Origin of the sequence: Pseudomonas thermotolerans DSM 14292, from assembly GCF_000364625.1 — a bacterium.
Taxonomy (GTDB): Bacteria; Pseudomonadota; Gammaproteobacteria; order Pseudomonadales; family Pseudomonadaceae; genus Aquipseudomonas; species Aquipseudomonas thermotolerans.
Genome location: NZ_KB822602.1, coordinates 106,976 through 122,793, shown reverse-complemented (window position 1 = coordinate 122,793; position 15,818 = coordinate 106,976). Strand labels below are relative to the sequence as shown.

General features: G+C 66.9%; 13 protein-coding genes and 3 tRNA genes. All 16 read right to left on the bottom strand.

All coding sequences use genetic code 11. From position 1 onward, the window contains the following. Positions 1-104: 104 nt before the first annotated feature. Positions 105-181 (bottom strand) — tRNA-Arg (locus H165_RS0104615). 78 nt (positions 182-259) lie between these two features. Next, positions 260-336: transfer RNA gene (locus H165_RS0104610), tRNA-Arg, on the bottom strand. Between the two features lie 103 nt (positions 337-439). Next, a tRNA-Ser gene (locus H165_RS0104605) sits at positions 440-530 on the bottom strand. A gap of 62 nt (positions 531-592) precedes the next feature. Continuing rightward, positions 593-778 carry a carbon storage regulator CsrA gene (gene csrA, locus H165_RS0104600; RefSeq protein WP_003283978.1) on the bottom strand — a complete coding sequence of 62 codons (186 nt, stop codon included), beginning with the start codon at positions 776-778 and terminating at the stop codon, positions 593-595. A gap of 209 nt (positions 779-987) precedes the next feature. Then, entirely contained in the window at positions 988-2,226 is a 1,239-nt protein-coding gene (locus H165_RS0104595; protein ID WP_017937738.1) for an aspartate kinase, read from the bottom strand. A gap of 98 nt (positions 2,227-2,324) precedes the next feature. Then, the gene (gene alaS / locus H165_RS0104590; protein ID WP_017937737.1) at positions 2,325-4,949 is read right to left on the bottom strand and encodes an alanine--tRNA ligase; all 2,625 of its coding nucleotides are present in this window, start codon (positions 4,947-4,949) and stop codon (positions 2,325-2,327) included. A gap of 272 nt (positions 4,950-5,221) precedes the next feature. Then, a complete protein-coding gene (astE, locus tag H165_RS0104585; protein ID WP_017937736.1) occupies positions 5,222-6,232 on the bottom strand; it encodes a succinylglutamate desuccinylase in 1,011 nt (336 codons plus the stop codon). Between the two features lie 9 nt (positions 6,233-6,241). Next, on the bottom strand, positions 6,242-6,523 hold the full coding sequence (locus H165_RS0104580; RefSeq protein WP_017937735.1) for a hypothetical protein: 282 nt from the start codon (positions 6,521-6,523) through the stop codon (positions 6,242-6,244). Positions 6,524-6,533: 10 nt separating this feature from the next. After that, entirely contained in the window at positions 6,534-7,880 is a 1,347-nt protein-coding gene (gene astB / locus H165_RS0104575) for an N-succinylarginine dihydrolase (protein ID WP_017937734.1), read from the bottom strand. Beyond that, positions 7,880-9,343 (bottom strand): succinylglutamate-semialdehyde dehydrogenase, encoded by a 1,464-nt coding sequence (astD, locus tag H165_RS0104570; protein ID WP_017937733.1) that lies wholly within the window; start codon positions 9,341-9,343, stop codon positions 7,880-7,882. Before astD ends, astB begins: the two co-directional genes overlap by 1 nt. Next, positions 9,340-10,365, bottom strand: coding sequence for an arginine N-succinyltransferase (gene astA, locus H165_RS0104565; protein ID WP_017937732.1), 1,026 nt, complete (start codon positions 10,363-10,365; stop codon positions 9,340-9,342). The genes astD and astA overlap by 4 nt, the downstream gene beginning before the upstream one ends. Before the next feature lie 61 nt (positions 10,366-10,426). Then, positions 10,427-11,446, bottom strand: a complete 1,020-nt coding sequence (gene aruF / locus H165_RS0104560; protein ID WP_017937731.1) for an arginine/ornithine succinyltransferase subunit alpha — start codon at positions 11,444-11,446, stop codon at positions 10,427-10,429. Positions 11,447-11,635: 189 nt separating this feature from the next. Continuing rightward, positions 11,636-12,853, bottom strand: a complete 1,218-nt coding sequence (locus tag H165_RS0104555) for an aspartate aminotransferase family protein (protein ID WP_017937730.1) — start codon at positions 12,851-12,853, stop codon at positions 11,636-11,638. A 554-nt stretch (positions 12,854-13,407) separates the two neighbouring features. Then, a complete protein-coding gene (locus H165_RS0104550) occupies positions 13,408-14,229 on the bottom strand; it encodes an aldo/keto reductase (protein ID WP_026146355.1) in 822 nt (273 codons plus the stop codon). A 16-nt stretch (positions 14,230-14,245) separates the two neighbouring features. Next, positions 14,246-14,680 (bottom strand): VOC family protein, encoded by a 435-nt coding sequence (locus tag H165_RS0104545; protein ID WP_017937728.1) that lies wholly within the window; start codon positions 14,678-14,680, stop codon positions 14,246-14,248. Between the two features lie 278 nt (positions 14,681-14,958). Further along, positions 14,959-15,639, bottom strand: coding sequence for a class I SAM-dependent methyltransferase (locus H165_RS0104540; RefSeq protein WP_017937727.1), 681 nt, complete (start codon positions 15,637-15,639; stop codon positions 14,959-14,961). Positions 15,640-15,818 lie beyond the last annotated feature (179 nt).

Sequence of the window (15,818 nt, the reverse complement as noted above, 5' to 3'; positions counted from 1 at the left end):
GCCACGCAGGGGCTGGCAATCCCCGCTCCTGGATGGAGTGCCAGATCCGCCGGGGAAAATCGCGGACAAAGAAAAGGGCCTGCATCGCTGCAGGCCCTTCGGGGTGGCGCACTCGAGAGGATTCGAACCTCTGACCGCCCGGTTCGTAGCCGGGTACTCTATCCAGCTGAGCTACGAGTGCGTGATGGCGCTTTTTGACCAGATCGCCTCTGGTTTCCAGCCAGCCTGGCCTTCATCCTGAAGGCAGACTTCTTGAAGATGGCGCACTCGAGAGGATTCGAACCTCTGACCGCCCGGTTCGTAGCCGGGTACTCTATCCAGCTGAGCTACGAGTGCGCTGAGCGTGCGCATTATAGGGAGCCCTTCGCGAGAATCAAGCACTATTTCAATAAAATCAAAGACTTATCGAAGCGCCCGGGACAACCCAGTAATGCAAACATGGCGGAGAAGGGGGGATTCGAACCCCCGACACCCTTTTGAGGTGTACTCCCTTAGCAGGGGAGCGCCTTCGGCCACTCGGCCACCTCTCCGCAACACGGGGCGCATGATACCCATGTTTTCCCCGTTTGCAAAGCCAAAAATTTTAGAAAAATTAGTGGCTTGGTTCCTGGTCTTTCTCTTTCTGGATGCGCTGGTAGATCTCCTCACGGTGTACCGCGACCTCCTTCGGAGCATTGACCCCGATGCGCACCTGATTACCCTTCACACCCAGCACGGTGACGGTGACGTCATCACCCACCATCAAGGTCTCTCCGACCCGGCGAGTCAGAATCAGCATTCCTTTCTCCTCACGGATAACAGTTCAGGACAACAAACTCAGTCTGCAAAAAAGTAAATGGTGGCGGCCTGCGCACTTATCAAGCGGGTCACGCGAGGGCCTGGCCCTCAACCTGAGTATTGACTAGCGCACGCAGAAAGAAAGTTCCGCGCTGGCCGACAAAACGATGAAAGGCGCGGAAGACCGCGCCTTTCGTCGAAGCGATTATCTTACTCGCCCTGGGGGGCGGGGGCATCCAGTTCGAAGGCGGTGTGCAGGGCGCGAACGGCCAGTTCCAGGTACTTCTCCTCGATGACCACCGATACCTTGATCTCGGAGGTGGAGATCATCTGGATGTTGATCCCCTCCTTGGCCAGAGCCTCGAACATGCGGCTGGCCACACCGGCGTGGGAACGCATGCCGACCCCGACGATGGACACCTTGGCGATGTCCACGTCACCACCGGCTTCGCGCGCGCCGATGTCACGGGCGGTCTGCTCAAGGATGCGCAACGCGTTCTGGTAGTCGTTGCGGTGTACGGTGAAGGTGAAGTCGGTGGTGTTATCGTGCGAAACGTTCTGCACGATCATGTCCACCTCGATGTTCGCGGCACTGATCGGACCGAGGATCTTGAAGGCCACGCCGGGGGTGTCCGGCACGCCACGGATGGTCAGCTTGGCCTCGTCGCGGTTGAAGGCGATGCCGGAAATGATCGGCTGTTCCATGGATTCCTCTTCATCAATGGTAATGAGGGTGCCCGGCCCCTCCTGGAAGCTGTGCAGGACGCGCAGCGGAACGTTGTACTTGCCGGCGAACTCCACCGAACGGATCTGCAGCACCTTGGAGCCAAGGCTGGCCATCTCCAGCATTTCCTCGAAGGTGATCTTCTCCAGGCGCCGGGCCCTCGGCACCACGCGCGGGTCGGTGGTGTAGACGCCATCGACGTCGGTATAGATCTGGCACTCGTCGGCCTTCAGCGCCGCGGCCAGGGCCACGCCGGTGGTATCGGAGCCGCCACGGCCCAGGGTGGTGATGTTGCCGTGCTCGTCGACGCCCTGGAAACCGGCGACCACCACGACGCGACCGGCCTTGAGGTCGGCGCGCAGCTTGTGGTCGTCGATCTGCAGGATGCGCGCCTTGGTGAAGGCACTGTCGGTGAGAATGCGCACCTGGTTGCCGGTGTAGGACACCGCGGGGACGCCACGCTTGATCAGCGCCATGGCCAGCAGCGCGATGGTCACCTGTTCGCCGGTGGACACCATCACATCCAGTTCGCGCGGAACCGGGTTGCCGTCGCTGATCTGTTTGGCCAGATCGATCAGACGGTTGGTTTCGCCGCTCATCGCGGAAACCACGACAACGATGTCGTCACCGTTCTCGCGGAACTTCTTTACCTTCTCGGCCACCATCTCGATGCGCTCGATGGTGCCGACGGAGGTCCCCCCAAATTTCTGTACGATCAAAGCCATTTCAAAACTGCCTCAGCCCGCGAAAGGGCGACCATTAAACAGTTAACGCGAGAGACTGCCAAGGCCCGCGGGCATGCCGCGAGCCCGGCCGCCGCTCCTTACAGCCCCTGCTCGACGAAGGGCACTGCCAGGGCCAGAGCTTCGTCCAGCTTGCCGGCTTCCACGCCGCCGCCCTGGGCCATGTCCGGACGGCCACCGCCCTTGCCGCCGACCGCCGCCGCGGCTTGCTTCACCAGCTCGCCGGCCTTGAGCCTGGCAGTCAGGTCCTGGGTGACGCCGGCGACCAGCACCACCTTGCCGTCCAGCACGCTGCCGAGCAGGATCACCGCGCTGCCCAGCTTGTTCTTCAGTTGGTCGACCAGGGCCAGCAGGGCCTTGCCGTCCAGCCCGTCGAGACGCGCGGCAAGCACCTTGGCGCCCTTGACGGCCACTGCCTGGCCGGCCAGGTCGTCGCCGGCCGCGCTCGCGGCCTTGGCCTTGAGCTGCTCCAGCTCCTTCTCCAACTGGCGGTTGCGCTCGAGCAGCGCAGCCAGCTTGTCCAGCAGGTTGTCGCGGCTGCCCTTGACCAGGGTCGCGGCTTCCTTGAGCTGCTCCTCGGCGGCGTTCAGCCAAGCCAGCGCCGCGGCGCCGGTGACTGCCTCGATGCGCCGCACGCCGGCGGCCACGCCGCCTTCGCTGACGATCTTGAACAGGCCGATGTCACCAGTGCGCGATACGTGGGTACCGCCGCACAGCTCGACGGAGAAGCCGCCGCCCATGGTCAACACGCGCACCTGGTCGCCATACTTCTCGCCGAACAGCGCCATGGCGCCCTTGGCCTTGGCGGTCTCGATGTCGGTTTCCTCGGTTTCCACCGCGGTGTTCCTGCGGATCTCGGCGTTGACCAGGTCCTCCAGCTCGCGCAGCTGCTCGGGCTTGATCGCCTCGAAGTGGCTGAAGTCGAAGCGCAGGCGCTGGCTGTCGACCAGCGAGCCCTTTTGCTGCACGTGCTCGCCGAGCACTTTGCGCAGCGCGGCGTGCAGCAGGTGGGTGGCCGAGTGGTTGAGAGCCGTGGCCTGACGGACCGAGGCGTCCACCTCAGCCTTAACCGAAGCGCCGACACTCAGGCTGCCCTTGGCCACCAGGCCGTGGTGCAGGTGGGCACCACCGACCTTGGTGGTGTCACGCACGTCGAAGCGCACGCCGGCACCTTCCAGGTAGCCGCAATCGCCCACCTGGCCGCCGGATTCGGCATAGAACGGCGTCTGGTCGAGGACTACCACACCTTCCTCACCTTCCTTGAGGGTGTCCACCGCCTGACCGTTGGCGAACAGGGCGATGATCTTGCCGCTGCCGCTGGTGCCTTCGTAGCCGAGGAACCTGGTGTCGCCATCCACCTTGACCAGGGCGTTGTAGTCCATGGCGAAGGCGCTGGAAGCGCGGGCGCGCTCGCGCTGGGCCTCCATTGCGCGCTCGAAGCCCGGCTCGTCGAGGGTCAGGCCGCGCTCGCGAGCGATGTCGGCGGTCAGGTCGTAGGGGAAGCCGTAGGTGTCGTAGAGCTTGAAGACGATGTCGCCGGGAATCACCGTACCCTTCAGCTCGGCCAGGTCCTGCTCGAGGATGCGCAGCCCCTGCTCCAGGGTCTTGGCGAACTGCTCCTCCTCGGTTTTCAGCACGCGCTCGATGTGCGCCTGCTGCTGCTTGAGCTCGGGGAAGGCATCGCCCATCTCGGCGACCAGCGCGGCAACGATCTTGTGGAAGAACGGCCCCTTGGCACCCAGCTTGTTGCCGTGGCGGCAGGCGCGGCGAATGATGCGGCGCAGCACGTAGCCGCGCCCCTCGTTGGAGGGCAGCACGCCGTCGGCGATCAGGAAGCTGCAGGAACGGATGTGGTCAGCCACCACCTTGAGCGACGGCGCATCGTCGTTGGCGCAGCCGATGGCCTCGGCAGACGCCTTGAGCAGGTTCTGGAACAGGTCGATCTCGTAGTTCGAGTGCACGTGCTGCAGGACCGCGCTGATGCGCTCCAGGCCCATGCCGGTGTCCACGCTGGGCGCCGGCAGCGGGTGCAGTTGACCGTCCGCGGTGCGGTTGAACTGCATGAACACGTTGTTCCAGATCTCGATGTAGCGGTCGCCGTCCTCTTCCGGGGAGCCGGGCGGGCCGCCCCAGATTTCCGGGCCGTGGTCGTAGAAAATCTCGGTGCAGGGACCGCAGGGGCCAGTGTCGCCCATCGCCCAGAAGTTGTCCGAGGCGTAGGGAGCGCCCTTGTTGTCGCCGATGCGGACCAGCCGCTCGGCAGGAACGCCGATTTCCTTGTGCCAGATGTCGTAGGCCTCGTCATCGCTAGCGTAAACGGTGACCCAGAGCTTTTCCTTGGGCAGGTTCAACCACTTCTCGGAGGTGAGGAATTCCCAGGCATAGTGGATGGCGTCGCGCTTGAAATAGTCGCCGAAGCTGAAGTTGCCCAGCATCTCGAAGAAGGTGTGGTGCCGCGCGGTGTAGCCGACGTTCTCCAGGTCGTTGTGCTTGCCGCCGGCACGCACGCACTTCTGGCTGGTGGTGGCGCGGGTGTAGGCGCGCTTCTCCAGGCCCAGGAAGCAGTCCTTGAACTGGTTCATGCCGGCGTTGGTGAACAGCAGGGTCGGATCGTTCGCCGGGATCAGCGAGCTGGAGGCGACGCGGGTATGTCCCTTCTCTTCGAAGAAGCGGAGGAAGGCTTCACGGATTTCTGCGCTTTTCATAGGCTTTTCTCAGGAAAACGGCGGCGATTGCGACGGACGAAGCCGCGATCGAAGCGGGACGGAGTCGTGGCAGAGGCAGTCCAGACCCGGCCTTTCCGGCCTGTGGTCGCTCGACCGCGGCGAACGCGAATGTTCTGCGTTCGCCGGCAAAGGGCCGCATTATATCGGCCTTGCGAGCCGCGCATAGAGTGTTATGCGATAGAAAGGCCCATGGACCTCCAAAAACGTCACTTTTTCAACTGCAGGCGACGCCCGGCGCCGCGTGGAGCGCTTCAGGCCAGTTGCGCGGCGTCGGCCGGCACGATGAGGATCGCCGCACGCAGGCCGTTCTGCACCCGTGGATTGGGAAAGATCACCCGCGCCCCCTCCTCCTCCACCACCCAGCGGGTGCCGGCGATGTCCTCGGCGAGCAGGTAACCCTGGGGCAGTTCGGTGAAGTTCTCGATGTCTTGCGGCAGGTGCAGCTGGAAGGCGTCGCTGTGCTTGATCACCTCGCGAGCCACGGCGAACAGCTGGAGGTGCTGCACGTCGGCGGGTTCCACCGGCGGCTCGCTGCCGGCGATCAGAGCACGCAGGTGGTTGGCCAGGCGATCCAGATTGACCGCCTGGTTCTGGCCGAACGGCCGTGCCTTGCCTAGCTCCAGGGTGAAAGCCTCGGCGCCCAGGGCCGCATAGGTATAGGCGCTGAAGGTGATCGATGGCTTGTTCTGCAACAGTACCGCCTCGATCCCCGCGGCGTGCAGGCGGGCCAGCTCCAGGGCGGAATGCCGGCGCCCCTCGGCCCAGGGATAGAGGGCGAACTGCTCGATCTTCGAACCGCGGATCGCGGTGTGCAGGTCGTAGTGCAGCCGCCTGCGCCCCGGCTGGGCGAAGAAGTTGACCGCCAGGCGCTCCAGCTCGCCGGCACGCAGTGCCTCGCGACCACTGCTCTGCTCGTGGCGGCCGTTGAACAGACGGTTGATGTCTTGCTCCACGTAACGCTCGCCGCGGCGCATGGCCTCGGGGTTGCCGAACAGGAACAGCAGCCGCGCCCGAGGCTTGAGCTCGCCACGGGCGATCTCGTGGAGCAGCAGGTCGAGCAGCTCGATGGGCGCCGTCTCGTTGCCATGGATGCCGGCGGAGAGCAGCAGGTCGAGCCCCGTGTCGACGGCTGCCGGCGGCGTCACCTCCAGGGCCCCTTCGGTCAGCCAGCGTAGGCGCACGCCCTCCTGGGTGAGCTGGATCTTGGCCGCCGGCTCGTGGTCGGCCAGGGTCAGTTCAAGCAGCTTGCCGAGGGCTAGCATCACATCACCTCAGTGATCGTGGTCGCAATCCGGGCCGTGCACGTGACCGTCGTCCTCGCCGATCGGCTCCATTTCCAGCTGCAGGCTGACCAGGTTGGTGGCCTGCGGGCGCAGCAACAGGCTGGCGTACTCGGTATCGCCCTCCTCCACGTCCACACCGATAAGCAGCTGGTCGCCGACGGCTTGGACCCAGACTTCCTTGCCCTGCCAGACGACGGCAAAGCGGGTGCAGGAGGTCTCGAGCTGAGTGCCGTCGGTGTCTTCGAGGATGAGGCGCAGGGCTTCGGTCATGTGCGGGTTCTCAGTTGATCTGGAAAGGGTAGACCGATCCCAGTTTAAGGATGCCGGTCAGCTCATCCAAGGCCGTGCGGCACTCGACCAGCAGCTGCGGGTCGGCCAGATCGGCCTCGGTCAGGCGATCACGGTAGTGCTTTTCCACCCAGGCCACCAGCCGGGTGTACAGCTCGGGGGTCAGCACCACGCCGGGGTTGACCGCCTGGAACTCCTCCTCCTTGAGCGCCACGCGCAGGCGCAGGCAGGCCGGGCCGCCGCCGTTCTGCATGCTCTGCTTGAGATCGAAGACCTTGACCTCGCGGATCGGCCCTTCCTCGCCGGTGAGCTGCGTCAGGTACTGCCAGACCTGCGGGTTCTGCCGGCACTCCTCGGGGACGATCAAGAGCATGTTGCCGTCCGTGCGGGTCAGCAGCTGGCTGTTGAACAGGTAGGACTGCACCGCGTCCTCCACGCTCACCGCGTCACGCGGCACGCAAATGGCGCGGAAGCGGCCGCCGCGGCGGGCCAGCTTGTCCGCCAGCTCGGCAAGTACCCGTTCGCTGTCGAGGAAGGCGTCCTGGTGGTGGAACAGCACCTCGCCGTTGCCCACCGCGATCACATCGTTGTGGAACACCCCCTGGTCGATCACCGCCGGGTTCTGCTGGGCGTAGACCACGCCCTCCTCGCTCAGCCCGTGCAGTCGGGCAACCGCCTGACAGGCCTCCAGGGTCTGCCGCGCCGGGTAGCGCTGCGGCACCGGGTAGCGGCTGTCGAAGGCACTGCGCCCGAACACGAAGAACTCCACGCCGGGCTCACCGTAGCTCTTGCAGAAGCGCGTGTGGTTAGCCGCGCCCTCGTCGCCGAACTGGGACACCGCCGGCAGCGCCGGGTGATGGGCGAAATGGCGCTCGTCGGCGAACATCGCGGCGAGCACCCGGCTGGTAGTGGGATGCTCGATGCTGCGGTGGAACTTGCAGTTGAGGTTGGCGGCGGTGAAGTGCACGCGGCCGTCGGCGGTGTCGGCGCTGGGACTGACGGTGCAGGCGTTGGCGGTCCACATGCTGGACGCCGAGCTGCAGGAGGCGAGCAGCACCGGCGCCTCCCTGGCTGCCTTGCCGATCACCTCGGCGTCGCTGCCGGAGAAGCCCAGGGCGCGCAGGGCGGCGACGTCCGGGCGTTCCTGCGGGGCCAGCACGCCCTGCTTGAAGCCCATGTCCATCAGCGCCTTCATCTTGGTCAGGCCCTGCAAGGCCGCCTCGCGAGGGTTGGACACCGCCTGGCTATTGCTCTGCGAGGCGACGTTGCCGTAAGACAGGCCGCCGTAGTTGTGGGTCGGGCCGACCAGGCCATCGAAGTTCATCTCATAGGCGGTCATTACAGGGAAACTCCCGGAGTCAGGGTGGTGGGCAGGCTCAGCACTTCGCTCTCCAGCGAGGCGACCGGGTAGGCGCAGTAGTCCGCCGCGTAGTAGGCACTCGGCCGGTGGTTGCCGGAAGCGCCCACGCCGCCGAAGGGCGCCGAGCTGGCCGCGCCGGTGAGCTGCTTGTTCCAGTTGACGATGCCGGCGCGGCTCTCCAGCCAGAAGCGCTCGAAGCGCTCCCGCGAGTCGGAAAGCAGGCCCGCCGCCAGCCCGTAGCGGGTGGCATTGGCCTCGGCGATGGCGGCGTCGAAGCCGTCGTAGCGGATCACCTGCAGCAGCGGGCCGAAGAACTCCTCGTCGGGACGCTCGGCCACCGCGCTGACATCGAGGATGCCCGGGGTGAGCAGCGCGGCGCCGTCGAGCGGCTGGGTCAGCTCCAGCAGCGGCACGGCACCGTTGGCGATCAGCTGCTGTTGGGCCTCGCGCAGGTGCTCGGCGGCGGCCAGGGAGATCACCGAGCCCATGAAGGGCGCCGGCTCCTCGTCGAAGGCACCGACCCGCAGGCTCGCCGCCACCGCCACCAGGCGCTCCAGCAGGGCATCGCCCCAGGCGCCGAGCGGCACCAGGAGGCGGCGCGCGCAGGTGCAGCGCTGCCCGGCAGAGATGAAGGCCGACTGGATGATGGTGTAAACCGCGGCGTCCACGTCCTTCACCTCGTCGACCACCAGCGGGTTGTTGCCGCCCATCTCCAGGGCAAGGATCTTTTCCGGATGGCCAGCGAATTGGCTGTGCAGCAGGTTGCCAGTGCGGCTCGAACCGGTGAAGAACAGGCCGTCGATGTCCGGGTGGCCGGCGAGGGCCACGCCGGTTTCCCGGGCACCCTGCACCAGGTTGAGCACCCCGGCCGGCAGGCCGGCCTCGATCCAGCACTGCACGGTCAGCTCGGCGACCCTGGGGGTCAGCTCGCTGGGCTTGAAGATCACCGTGTTGCCGGCCAGCAGCGCCGGGACGATATGGCCATTGGGCAGGTGGCCGGGGAAGTTGTAGGGACCGAACACCGCCACCACGCCGTGCGGCTTGTGGCGCAGCACGGCTGTGGCATCGCCCAGCGGACCGCGCTTCTCGCCGGTGCGCTCGCGGTAGGCCTGCACGGAGATGGCGACCTTGTTGACCATGCTGGTCACTTCGGTGGCCGACTCCCAGAGCGGCTTGCCGGTCTCCTCGCCGATGGCTCGAGCCAGCGCGTCGCTGCGCGCCTTGAGGGTGGCGGCGAAGGCTTCGAGGATGGCGATGCGCTCCTCCAGCGGGCGCCGTGCCCAGGCCGGGAAGGCAGCGCGGGCGGCGGTCACCGCCGCGTCCACCTGCGCCTTGCTGGCGGCACGGCCGCTCCAGATCACCGCCTGGGTGACCGGGTTCAGGGATTCCAGGGCCTCGCCCTGCCCTGCCAGCCAGTGGCCGGCGACGTAGTGAGTAGTCATGGGTTGCTCTCCCGTGCCGACAGGGGCACCGCGCGCACCTGGTCGCCGGCGCCGAGGCGCAGGCGGCGAGCGGTCTGCGCGTCCACCACGAGGGTACCGGCGGCACTGCGGGCCTGGCCGACGGTAATCCGGCAGTCTTCCAGCTTGCGGTTGTGGATCAGGTAGGGCACCGCATCCTCGCCGGGGGTACCCACCGCCAGGACCAGCACCTGGCTGTCGCGCACTGCGCGGATCTTGTCGGTTTCCGCCTCGATGGCCGGACCGCCGTCGAAGATGTCGACGTAGCCCTGGTAGCTGAAGCCCTCGGCCTTGAGCATGGCCAGCGCCGGCTCAGTGTCCGGATGCACGCGGCCGATCACGTTGCGCGCGGCTTCCGAGAGGAAGCAGGTGTAGAGCGGGAACTTAGGCATCAGTTCGGCGATGAACGACTTGTTGCCCACCCCGGTGAGGTAGTCCGCCTGGCTGAACTCCATCTTGAAGAAGTGCCGGCCGAGGCTTTCCCAGAACGGCGACTGGCCGTTCTCGTCGGACATACCGCGCATTTCGGCGATCACCTTGTCGCTGAACAGGTGGCGGAACTCGGCGATGAACAGGAAGCGCGCCTTGGACAGCAGACGGCCGTTCAGCCCGCTGCGGTGCTCGGCATGCAGGAACAGCGAGCACAGCTCGGAGTTACCGGTCAGGTCGTTGGCCAGGAACAGGGTGGGAATCTGCCGGTGGATCTTCAGCTCCTGGGAGGCGCTGACCACCAGACCGACCCGGTAGTTGTACCAGGGCTCGCGCAGGCCCACGGCGCCAGCCACCGCGGAGATGCCGACCACCTTGCCGTCGTCGGTCTCCAGCACGAACAGATAGTCGGCGTCGGCCCGCTCGGCCTCGCCGCGGAAGGCCTTCTCGGCCCAGCCGACCCGGTGCGTCAGGCGCTCCTCGTTGGCCGGCAGGGTGGTCAGACCGGCGCCCGTGCTGCGGGCAAGCTCGAGCAGAGCCGGCAGGTCGGCGCTGCGAACGGGACGAACGATCATAGATCCTCCGGATCAGCTAAAAGCGGACGGCAAGCGCGCGGACGGGCTCGCCGCCCCTGTTTCAAACCGCCACCAGCCGGATGCTGGAGCCCTCGCCGACGCCCAGGGCCTCGGCCACCTCGCGGCTCAGGCTGACCGGCTGGCCGGGCACCCAGTCCAGCTCGGCGACCACCGCACGGAAGTCCTGCAGCTGGCCGTTGCACACCAGGTACTGGCGGCCGCCAGGCCCGGCGCCATCGTCGATGCGCACCGGCACCACGCGGCTCTGGGCGATGGAGCGGATGCTCGAGGTGCGCGCGTGCAGGGTCGGACCGCCGTCGAAGATGTCGATGTAGTGGTCGGTCTCGAAGCCTTCGCGCATCAGGATGTCGAAGGTGATCTGCGCGCGGGGATGGACCTGGCCCATGGCCTCCTGGGCAGCATCCGGCAGCAGCGGCACGTAGATCGGGTAGTGGGGCATCAGCTCGGCGAGGAAGGTACGGCTCTTCAGGCCGCACAGGCGCTCGGCCTCGGCGTAGTTCATGTCGAAGAAGTTGCGCCCCACAGCGTCCCAGAACGGCGAATCGCCGTTCTCGTCACTGGTGCCGACGATCTCCACCACCACCGCGTCGGCGAAGCGTTCCGGGTGGCAGGCGACGAACAGCAGGCGCCCGCGCGAGTTGAGCTCGGCGTAGACGCTGTCCACCAGCGGCCGCTCGACGTAAAAGCTGGTCAGCAGGCTGTTGCCGGTCAGATCGTGGCACAGCGAGAGGGCGTGGATCTTGTTGTGGATCTTCAGCTCCCGCGAAGCGTGCACGAAGGTTTCGTTGCGGAAGCTATAGAAGGGCTCGGTGTAGCCGGCCGAGGCGACGATCGCCGAGCAGCCGGCCAGCCGCCCGGTGTCGGTGTCCTCGAGGACGAAGAAGTAGCTTTCCTCGCCGTTGAAGCTGACCTCGGCGGCGAACGAGGCCTCCGAGGCGGCGATCTTCTCGCCCAGGCGCCCGGCGTCGTCGGGCAGCGAAGTGACGCCTACCGGGCTGTCTGCGGCAAGGCGCTGAACTTCGGCCAGGTCAGCCATTTGCGCGGGACGCATCACCAGCATGCTGTCACTCCTTCTGAAGAAACTTCCGGACAACGCGGTCGCCCGGCCAAAGCCACGGTTCGAGAGCGGTACCGCGGCACATACGGAACTCGGATTCCGCGAGTAACTCACAAGTGGGTTACTCCCGGGAGCCTACCAACCCGCTCGGGCGGCAGGCCCCGCCCCTTTCCGGGGCGGGCGGCACGATCACTACCGGGTCAGCTTGACGATAGCCCGCTCGAGACGCTCGAGACCCTCGTCGATATCGGCGTCCGGGATCACCAGGCTGGGCGCGAAGCGCACCACGTCCGGACCGGCCTGAAGGACCATCAGCGCCTCCTGCTCGGCGGCGTTGAGCACGTCGCGGGCCTTGCCCTTCCAGGTCTCGCTCAACTGCGCGCCGATCAGCAGGCCGAGGCCGCGCACCTCGCTGAAGATGCCGTACTTGGCGCCCATCTCCTGGAGGCGGGCCTTGAAGCGCTGGTGCTTGGACTTGACCCCGTCGAGCACCTCGCGGCTGTTGATCACGTCGAACACCGCCCCGGCCACCGCGCAGGCCAGCGGGTTGCCGCCGTAGGTGGTGCCGTGGGTGCCCACCGACAGGTGCTTGGCGATCTCGCTGGTGGTCATCATGGCGCCGATCGGGAAGCCACCGCCCAGGCTCTTGGCGCTGGACAGGATGTCCGGAGTCACCCCGTAGTGCATGTAGGCGAACAGCTCGCCGGTACGGCCCATGCCACTCTGCACCTCGTCGAACACCAGCAGCGCGTTGTGCTGGTTGCACAGCTCGCGCACGCCCTCCAGGTAGGCCTGATCGGCCGGCAACACGCCGCCCTCGCCCTGTACCGGCTCGAGGACCACCGCGCAGGTCTTGGCGGAAATGACCGCCTTGAGGGCCTCCAGGTCGTTGTAGGGGACGTGGGTGATGCCCTCGATCTTCGGCCCGAAGCCGTCGGAATACTTGGGCTGGCCGCCGACGTTGACGGTGAACAGGGTACGGCCGTGAAAACTGTTGCTGGCGGCGATGATCTCGTACTTCTCGGGACCGTAGACGTCGTTGGCGTAGCGGCGGGCCAGCTTGAAGGCCGCCTCGTTGGCCTCGGCGCCGGAGTTGGCGAGGAACACCCGCTCGGCGAAGGTGGCGCCGACCAGCTTCTTGGCCAAGCGCAGGGCCGGCTCGTTGGTGAACACGTTGGAAACGTGCCAGATCTTGCCGGCCTGCTCGGTGAGTGCCTTGACCAGCGCCGGATGCGCGTGGCCCAGGGAGTTCACGGCGATGCCGCCGGCGAAGTCGATCAGCTCTCGACCGCTCTGGTCCCAGACGCGCGAGCCCTCGCCACGCACCGGAATGAAGGCGGCGGGTGCATAGTTGGGCACCATGTATTGGTCGAAATCGGCGCGCTGCACCGGTTCGTGCTGAACGGACATCGAAGTTCTCCTGGAAATAGCGCACTGCCGTGGCGGCAAGTACTGAAGGATTGTAGGGACTGATCCGAGGCGGGCATTACCGCGATGCGACAACTTCTTACAGCGCCCACCTGCGCTTCTCCGCGCCTTGCAGGAATGCGACGGAAAGCTTCGGAAAGGCGCAGTTTAAACGTTGCAGGCCGCGCTGGCGCAGGCCCGGCGAGAAAAATGCGTGCGCCGGACGCAGCCGGCCCCGACCGGATGCGAGGAGTCGAGAGGTCGTGTCTCGCGACCGAGGGGCGTGGACAGCAGCGGACGATGCCATGGGTACGCTCGATGCCAGGCGTAGCCGTGATTCCAGCCAAAGGCGACCGCGCGCATCGGGAGGCTCGGCGGCTGCTCCCGATCACCCTCCCCTCTGGCCGTACCTAGCTAGCCTCGCCCGTGCACGGGTGAGGGAATGGTCCGTACCATGCGGGACCACCGGACGCCACGCCCCCAGCCATTTCCAGGCGACGCCGTCAGTCGGACATGCTCATGGCTGAACACTCCGAGCCTCCATGGGTTCTTCACGGCTAGACCATCTGCAGCGAGCGCTTGCGGGTCGGTGGCGGATAGGCGGCATCGATCAGCCGCAGGTCCTCGTCGCTCAGCTGTAGCGCGGCGGCTGCCGCGTTCTGGCGCAGATGCAGCGCATCCACCGCCTTGGGAATGACGATCACCCCGGGCTGACGCAGTGCCCAGGCCAGGGCCACTTGGGCCGGCGTCGCCGCATGCCGCGCGGCGACCTCGCGCAGTGCCGGACTGCCCAGCAGGCGGCCGCCCTGGCCCACCGGGCAGTAGGCCATCAGCGGCATCCCGCGCCGCTGCTGCCAGGGCAGCAGGTCGAACTCTATGCCCCGCGCCTCAGGGTTGTAGAGCACCTGGTTGGTGGCGCAGGCGGGCTCGCCCAGCTCCTCCAGGTCGTCCACGTCGAAGTTGGAGACTCCCCAGCGGCGGATCTTGCCCTGCTCGCGCAGGCGCTCGAAGGCCTCCACCGTCTCCTCGAGCGGGTAGGCGCCGCGCCAGTGCAGCAGGTAAAGGTCGATGCACTCCGTGCCCAGACGGCGCAGGCTGCGCTCACAGGCCGTCGGCAGGCCGCGGCGGCCGGCGTTGTGCGGGTAGACCTTGCTGACCAGGAACACCCGCTCGCGGCGCCCGCGGATGGCCTCGCCGACCACCTCCTCGGCGCCACCCTCGCCGTACATCTCGGCGGTGTCGATCAGCGTCAGGCCCAGCTCGATGCCCTGCTGCAGGGCCGCCACCTCGCGGCGCCTCTCGCTGCGCTCCTCGCCCATGCGCCAGGTGCCCTGGCCGATCACCGGCACCTGCACGCCGGCCAGTTCCGTCATCCGCATCCTTCGTTCTCCGTATTCACTCAACCTGCCAGGGATCATAGCTGCCGAAGCTCCACACATGGCCCTCCGGGTCCAGGCAGGTGAAGCCGCGGCCGCCGTAGTCCTCATCCTTGATCTCCACGATCATCTCGGCGCCGGCAGTCTTGGCCCGGGCGTACAGCTCGTCCACCGCGTCGACCACCATGTACAGGCTCTGGGTGTTGCCGCCAGCCTGGCGCGGCAAGCGCATGCGCTTGCCGTAGGGCGAATCCTCGTCCCGCGAGGAACCGAGCATGATCATGCCGTTGCCGCAGACCAGCTCGGCATGCAGGATGCCGCCCTGGCCGTCGGGCACCACCAAGTGCTCGGCGAAGCCGAAGACCCGGCACAGCCAGTCGATGGCCGCCGGCGCGTCGCGGTAGCGCAGGCAGGGAATCAGATTGACACGGGTATTCGTGGCGATGCTGGACATGGCAGTGGCCCCCTGACTCAGACTGCTTGGTCGTAGTCACGGCCGCGCCATTGCAACAGGCAGAAGCCGTGGCCGAAGGGATCGGCGAACAGCGCCAGCTCCCCAGAGCTCCTCGAGGATCTCCGACTGGCACTGGGCGTCTCGCCCAGGCGATGGCGGGGACGTCGAGGTTGAGCGGAAAGCGCATGGGAGCCTCTCCTGCCGGAACGCCGGGGCCGCCGCCGGGACTCCCCCGCGCTGACCGAAAGGACCGGGCGCCGGCCCGCCGTGGCGCGCCCCTAGCGTCGCGCCGAATCGAGCAACAGCAGCAGCGACACCGGCTGCTCGCTGTCCGGGTGCAGCGGCTCCTGCATCCAGTGCAGGCGCCAGCCGGTCTCGTGGAGCAGCGCCAGCCAGGACTCCAGGGTGCGGAAGAACCACGGCATGGGTTCGCGGAAGCCCTCGCCGAAGCCTTCGAAGGTCTCGATCCGCCAGCCGTCCTGGTAGGGGCCCGCGCCGCGCGCGCTCCACGGGTGCAGGGTCTGGATCAGCAGCTTTCCGCCCGGCACCAGCAGGCTGTGCAGGCTCTCCAGGATGGGCGCCAGGGGCTCCTCCAGCAAGGCGAAGTTGCACACCAGCAGCTCGAAGCGGCCGAGCAGGTCGGCCTGACTCTCCAGCTCGGCATAGCCGCATACCCGGTACTGCGCCTTGCCCGCCGCGCGGGCCACCTCGATCAGCGGCGCCGAGGCGTCCACCCCCACCGACTCGATGCCGTGGGCGGCCAGACCACGGCACAGCCAGCCCTCGCCGCAGCCCACGTCCAGCACCCGGCTTGGGGCGAGGGCCAGGATGGCGCGCAGAATGGCCGCATCGGTGACCAGCCGGCGGCTCTCGATGCGCCGCTCGCGCACCGCAGCGGCCCAGGCGTCGGCATTGGCCTGCCAGCTGCGCTTGAGCTGTTCGCGATGATCGTGCTGCATGATGGCGGGACTCATGACCGGACGGGGCAAAGGTTCGACGGGGCAGGCAGTGCGCACAATACGATCTTCCGGGCAGTCTAGGCCAGTCTGGCGCCACGCACCAAGCGCCGGCGGCGCACTCGACGCTGCCGGGGCCACCGCCTAAGCTGACATTCAGCAGTACCGAATCCACAGCCAGG

Coding starts and splice junctions, on each gene's coding strand:
- csrA (WP_003283978.1), bottom strand. CDS start 778: ATGCTGATTCTGACTCGCCGGGTCGGAGAGACCTTGATGGTGGGTGAT.
- H165_RS0104595 (WP_017937738.1), bottom strand. CDS start 2,226: ATGGCTTTGATCGTACAGAAATTTGGGGGGACCTCCGTCGGCACCATC.
- alaS (WP_017937737.1), bottom strand. CDS start 4,949: ATGAAAAGCGCAGAAATCCGTGAAGCCTTCCTCCGCTTCTTCGAAGAG.
- astE (WP_017937736.1), bottom strand. CDS start 6,232: ATGCTAGCCCTCGGCAAGCTGCTTGAACTGACCCTGGCCGACCACGAG.
- H165_RS0104580 (WP_017937735.1), bottom strand. CDS start 6,523: ATGACCGAAGCCCTGCGCCTCATCCTCGAAGACACCGACGGCACTCAG.
- astB (WP_017937734.1), bottom strand. CDS start 7,880: ATGACCGCCTATGAGATGAACTTCGATGGCCTGGTCGGCCCGACCCAC.
- astD (WP_017937733.1), bottom strand. CDS start 9,343: ATGACTACTCACTACGTCGCCGGCCACTGGCTGGCAGGGCAGGGCGAG.
- astA (WP_017937732.1), bottom strand. CDS start 10,365: ATGATCGTTCGTCCCGTTCGCAGCGCCGACCTGCCGGCTCTGCTCGAG.
- aruF (WP_017937731.1), bottom strand. CDS start 11,446: ATGCTGGTGATGCGTCCCGCGCAAATGGCTGACCTGGCCGAAGTTCAG.
- H165_RS0104555 (WP_017937730.1), bottom strand. CDS start 12,853: ATGTCCGTTCAGCACGAACCGGTGCAGCGCGCCGATTTCGACCAATAC.
- H165_RS0104550 (WP_026146355.1), bottom strand. CDS start 14,229: ATGCGGATGACGGAACTGGCCGGCGTGCAGGTGCCGGTGATCGGCCAG.
- H165_RS0104545 (WP_017937728.1), bottom strand. CDS start 14,680: ATGTCCAGCATCGCCACGAATACCCGTGTCAATCTGATTCCCTGCCTG.
- H165_RS0104540 (WP_017937727.1), bottom strand. CDS start 15,639: ATGCAGCACGATCATCGCGAACAGCTCAAGCGCAGCTGGCAGGCCAAT.